The following is a 4718-nucleotide window of genomic DNA, read 5'->3' on the forward strand; positions in this document are numbered from 1 at the left end:
CGTAAATCCGTAACCTGGACCTGACCTGCAGGTGCGGGTTTGCGCTTGCTGAGGGCGATGGCAGCAATGCCTCCGGCGACAATCAGGATGGCGACTACTATGGTGGCTGTTTCGGCGAGAAAAGTGAGGTAGTGACTGAAGAAGTTTTCCATGCAGCGACTATATACCAGATGCATCCAGGTCCAAAGTGCTTCACGCAGGTTGGCTGTGGCTTCTGGTTGAAGCTCAGGGCTTGGGGGCGTTATCATCTGCAATCTTCCTGAAAATGGATTCCGTAGATGATTCATGTGAAGTTTTTTGCCAGTGTGCGTGAGCGTGTCGGGTTGGCCGAAATGCAGCTGGCCTGTCCGCCTGGTGGTTTTACGGTAGAAGAAGTGCTGACCATGGTCGAGGGGCAGGCCGGGACGGAATTGCATGACGCCCATCTGCTGGCTTCTCTGAATCAGCAGCATGTTCCCTTTACGGCGTCGGTTAAAGATGAAGATGAGGTGGCTTTTTTCCCTCCGGTAACCGGAGGTTGATGGATGATCGTTAGCGTTCAGAAAGAAGATTTTGATGCGTCAACCGCCTGTGCCGAAATGGCTAGGGTAAGCGGAGCCGGGGCATTGGTGACTTTTGTGGGTACGGTGCGGGATTACAGCGACGCCAGCGACATTTTATCCATGGAAATTGAGCATTATCCGGGTATGACGGAAAAGGAGCTGGAACGCGTCAGTATGCAGGCCGCAAAAGCTTACGATATTTTCGACAGCCTCATTATTCATCGTTACGGTTTGTTGCAGCCTCAGGATAATATTGTTCTGGTGGCGGTCTGGTCCCGGCACCGGGCTGCGGCTTTTGATGCCTGTCGTTTTTTAATAGATGTTCTCAAGACCTCTGCGCCTTTCTGGAAAAAAGAAATCACCCCGCAAGGATCCCGCTGGGTCACAGATTGCCCGGGTTGTCGGGCCGGGAGTCGGGAGGGGCACAGTCATTCAGTACCTTCAGCCTATCCGGATCAACGGCTTCACTCCAGTTAAAACCTGCCCAACGGCAGATTGAGGAAACGGTTTATGCCAAGTTTTGATGTGGTTTCTGAAGTGGATATGCAGGAAGTAGATAACGCCCTGCATACTACGCAAAAAGAAATTTCCACCCGCTACGATTTCAAGGGCAGTAAGGCATCTATTGACCGAAAAGACAAAGAAATCATTTTGCTGGCCGAAGATGAATACAAACTGGGCCAGATGATTGATTTATTTTCAGCCCGGCTGGTAAAGCGCGGCGTGGATCTGAAGGCTCTGGATGTCGGGAAAACAGCCGCTGCAGCGGGAGGCATGGAACGTCAGGTGCTTACCTTGAAAGTCGGGCTGGAAACTGAAGTGTCCAAGCGCATGATCAAACATCTCAAGGATGGTAAATTCAAGGCTCAGGGCAGTATTCAGGGCGACCAGCTGCGGGTGTCGGGTAAAAGCCGCGACGAACTGCAGGCCGCCATTGCTGCCTTGCGTTCTGAAGATTTTGGCTTACCCCTGCAATTCAATAATTTCCGCGATTAATCGAAAGGTTCTGGGGCGAGGCAATGACAAAACAGACGGCGCTGTATGACTGGCATCTGGCGCAAGGGGCGCGCATGGTGGATTTTGCAGGATGGCAAATGCCCCTGCAATATGCCTCGCAGCTCGCCGAACATAAGGCAGTACGTGAAGCGGTGGGTTTTTTTGATGTTTCCCACATGCGCCCTTTGGATATTGAAGGCAAGGATGCCCGCAGCCTGCTCCGTCATGCCCTGGCCAATGACGTGGCCAAGCTGGATGCCCACCCGGGTAAAGCTCTGTACAGCACCATGTTGCAGATGGATGGCGGCATTATTGATGATCTGATTGTGTATTATCGGGGAGGCGATACTTATCGGATAGTCCTGAATGCTTCGGGTGCAGAGGCAGATACCGCCCATTTTCAAAAGCTCATCGACCAGCATGCCTGGCAAGTGACGCTAAGCAAACGCTCTGATCTGGGTATTGTTGCTGTTCAAGGACCGAAGGCACGGGTGCGGGTGGCCGATTTGCTGCAAATACCCGCCCTGGAGTCACTGAAGCCTTTTACTGCGCTGGAACAGGATGGATTTTTTATTGGCCGGACCGGCTATACCGGCGAAGATGGCGTAGAAATCATAGCGGCAAATACCCTTTTGCCGGAATTGGCCGGGCGTTTGCTGACAGCAGGGATTGCCCCAGCAGGACTGGCTGCCCGGGACAGCCTGCGCCTGGAAGCTGGCCTGGACTTATACGGTCAGGATATGGATACCTCGGTTTCTCCCTATGCCAGCAATCTGGGCTGGACCGTGGATTTGCGCGATTCCGATCGCGATTTTATGGGCCGAAACGCACTCGAAGCGGAACTGGCCCGGGGCGAAGGGCCACGTCTGATTGGTATCGCCCTGCCTGCCGGTATTCCCCGGCACGGCTATGTGCTGGAAGATGCTGCAGGGACGCCTTGCGGTGTGGTCACCAGCGGTATTTTTTCTCCGAGTCTGCAATGTGGTATAGCCCTGGCCAGGGTCGATATTCCGGTAGCGGCAGGAAGCATTTTGCAATTAGTCATTCGCGGTGCCCGCAAACCGGCCATGGTGGTCAAGCCGCCGTTCTGGCGTCAGGGCGCCGCTACTTTTTCCTTTACCGAGGAGTGTTGAAGGCATGAGCAAAATTCCGCAATCATTACGTTATAGTGACACCCACGAATGGGCCGAGGATCTGGGTAATGGACGTTACCGGATTGGAATTACCGATCATGCCCAGGCGCTGCTGGGTGATCTGGTGTATGCCGAAGTTCCCGAAGTCGGAAAAGACCTGCAAGCCGGGACGGTTTGTGGTGTTCTGGAGTCGGTAAAGGCGGCGGCGGATTTGTATGCGCCCATTACGGGTAAGGTTCTGGAGCGTAATGAAGCACTGAGTGACAGTCCGCAACTGCTCAACGAAGATCCCTATGGAACAGGCTGGATAATGGTCGTGGCTGCTGAATCCGCTGCGTTTGCAGAACTGATGGATGCAACGGCTTACGCCAAAATTGCGGAGGCATAGGCCGAATGCCCTATATTCCCCATGATGCGGAGGAAACGGCAGCGATGTTGGCCGCCGTTGGCGTGAATAGTCTGGATGCGCTTTTCGATGAAATTCCGTCCGGTCTGCAGGTTCATGACATGGTGCTGCCGGAAGGCTTGTCCGAAATGGCCCTGGGCCGGGAGATTGAAGGCCGGGCCCGGGCGAATGCGCCATTATTGTGCTTTGCTGGCGGAGGTGCCTATGCGCATCATATTCCCGCGATTGTCTGGGAAATTGCCGCTCGGGGCGAATTTTACTCTGCTTACACGCCTTATCAGCCGGAAGCCAGTCAGGGTACCTTGCAGGTACTTTATGAGTACCAGAGTTTCATTACTCGCCTGACTGGCCTGGAAGTCAGTAATGCGTCCTTGTACGACGGCGCCTCCGGTTTGGCAGAAGCCTGTCTGATGGCTCTGCGTATTCAAGGGAGCGAAAAAAGCATCCTGGTGCCGGAGAATCTTCTGCCCGGCTGGCGCAGCGTGCTGGATACGGTGCTAGGCATGCAGAATATCCTTCTGCAAGTAGTGCCTTATGATCCCATCAGCGGCACGTTGCAGATTCCCGGCGATGCGAGCGATGCAGCGGCTTTGATTGTTCCCCAGATTAACGCCTTTGGCATGCTGGAGCCGGTGGACAAGCTGACAGACTGGGCACATGCCCAGGGATTGTTAACCATTGCAGTAGTCAATCCGCTGGCCTTGGCCGTGTTGAAGGCTCCCGGCGACTGGGGCGGGAAGGGCGCTGATATGGCTGTGGGTGAGGGCCAGCCCATGGGGATTCCGCTGACTGGAGGGGGGCCCTATTTTGGATTTCTTGCCTGCCGCAAAGCCCATGTCCGGCAATTGCCGGGTCGTCTGGTCGCCAAAACCGTCGATGCCCAGGGTCGTACAGGATATTGTCTGACGCTGCAGGCTCGTGAACAGCATATCCGGCGGGGTAAGGCTACCAGTAATATCTGCACCAATCAGGGCTTGATGGTCACTGCTGCCACCATTCATATGGCGACACTTGGAAGCCATGGTCTTCAGGAAACCGCCAGCCTCTGCCATACCCGCGCCCGGCAATTACGCGAGCTGTTGGCCGCACTGCCGGGGGTGAGTTTCCCCTATGCGGGTGCTTTTTTCCATGAATGGGTCGTGCGCCTGCCGCTGCCCGCCACGGTGGTTCGCGATGCTCTGCTGGGCCATGGGCTGCTCGCGGGTATTCCTTTGCGTGAATGGGAAATGGGTGAACCGGGGGATTTGCTGGTGTGTACGACGGAATTACTGGAAGAAGCCGACCTGTTGACTTATCGGGATGCGCTGAAAAGCCTTCTGGAGGCCCAATGAATCCAGCTGTGACAGAAACCCCGAATGACACAATTTTTGCCCATGATCACCATTTGCCAAGACAGAAATTACCCGCTGATATACCCGAAGATTTACTCCGCAAGACACCGCTGAATTTGCCCAATGCTTCCGAACTGGATGTTTTGCGCCATTATACCCGCTTGTCCCAGAAAAATTTTTCCATTGATACCCAGTTTTACCCACTGGGTTCCTGTACCATGAAATATAATCCGCGTATTGCCCATGCCATGGCTTCATTACCCGGTTTTGCCCGTCTGCATCCTGATACTCCGGCCCCCGCCATGCAGGG

Annotated in this window: 6 protein-coding genes and 2 pseudogenes; 7 read left to right on the forward strand and 1 reads right to left on the reverse strand. The window is 54.6% G+C overall.

Annotation, left to right across the window (positions count from 1 at the left end; all coding sequences use genetic code 11):
• Positions 1 to 248, reverse strand: a pseudogene (locus AC2VLY_RS08690) (protease SohB); the annotation flags it as partial.
• Between the two features lie 30 nt (positions 249 to 278).
• Between AC2VLY_RS08690 and AC2VLY_RS08695 the strand changes: the two are divergent.
• The 7 genes and pseudogenes from AC2VLY_RS08695 to AC2VLY_RS08725 all read left to right on the forward strand — a co-directional run.
• Complete coding sequence (locus AC2VLY_RS08695; RefSeq protein ID WP_486891767.1) at positions 279 to 521, forward strand: MoaD/ThiS family protein; 243 nt, start codon at positions 279 to 281, stop codon at positions 519 to 521.
• Between the two features lie 3 nt (positions 522 to 524).
• Positions 525 to 1019, forward strand: a complete 495-nt coding sequence (locus AC2VLY_RS08700) for a molybdenum cofactor biosynthesis protein MoaE (RefSeq protein WP_486891766.1) — start codon at positions 525 to 527, stop codon at positions 1017 to 1019.
• A gap of 33 nt (positions 1020 to 1052) precedes the next feature.
• Complete coding sequence (locus tag AC2VLY_RS08705; RefSeq protein WP_010639747.1) at positions 1053 to 1538, forward strand: YajQ family cyclic di-GMP-binding protein; 486 nt, start codon at positions 1053 to 1055, stop codon at positions 1536 to 1538.
• Between the two features lie 23 nt (positions 1539 to 1561).
• Entirely contained in the window at positions 1562 to 2671 is a 1110-nt protein-coding gene (gcvT, locus tag AC2VLY_RS08710) for a glycine cleavage system aminomethyltransferase GcvT (RefSeq protein ID WP_486894101.1), read from the forward strand.
• Positions 2672 to 2675: 4 nt separating this feature from the next.
• Positions 2676 to 3059: a glycine cleavage system protein GcvH gene (gene gcvH / locus AC2VLY_RS08715; protein ID WP_193651616.1), complete on the forward strand. Its 384-nt coding sequence runs from the start codon at positions 2676 to 2678 to the stop codon at positions 3057 to 3059.
• A gap of 5 nt (positions 3060 to 3064) precedes the next feature.
• Complete coding sequence (gcvPA, locus tag AC2VLY_RS08720) at positions 3065 to 4408, forward strand: aminomethyl-transferring glycine dehydrogenase subunit GcvPA (RefSeq protein ID WP_486922115.1); 1344 nt, start codon at positions 3065 to 3067, stop codon at positions 4406 to 4408.
• Positions 4405 to 4718, forward strand: a pseudogene (locus AC2VLY_RS08725) (aminomethyl-transferring glycine dehydrogenase subunit GcvPB); the annotation flags it as partial. The gene gcvPA and the pseudogene AC2VLY_RS08725, both read left to right, overlap by 4 nt.

It is taken from the genome of Acidithiobacillus sp. TH-A36 (assembly GCF_057473445.1).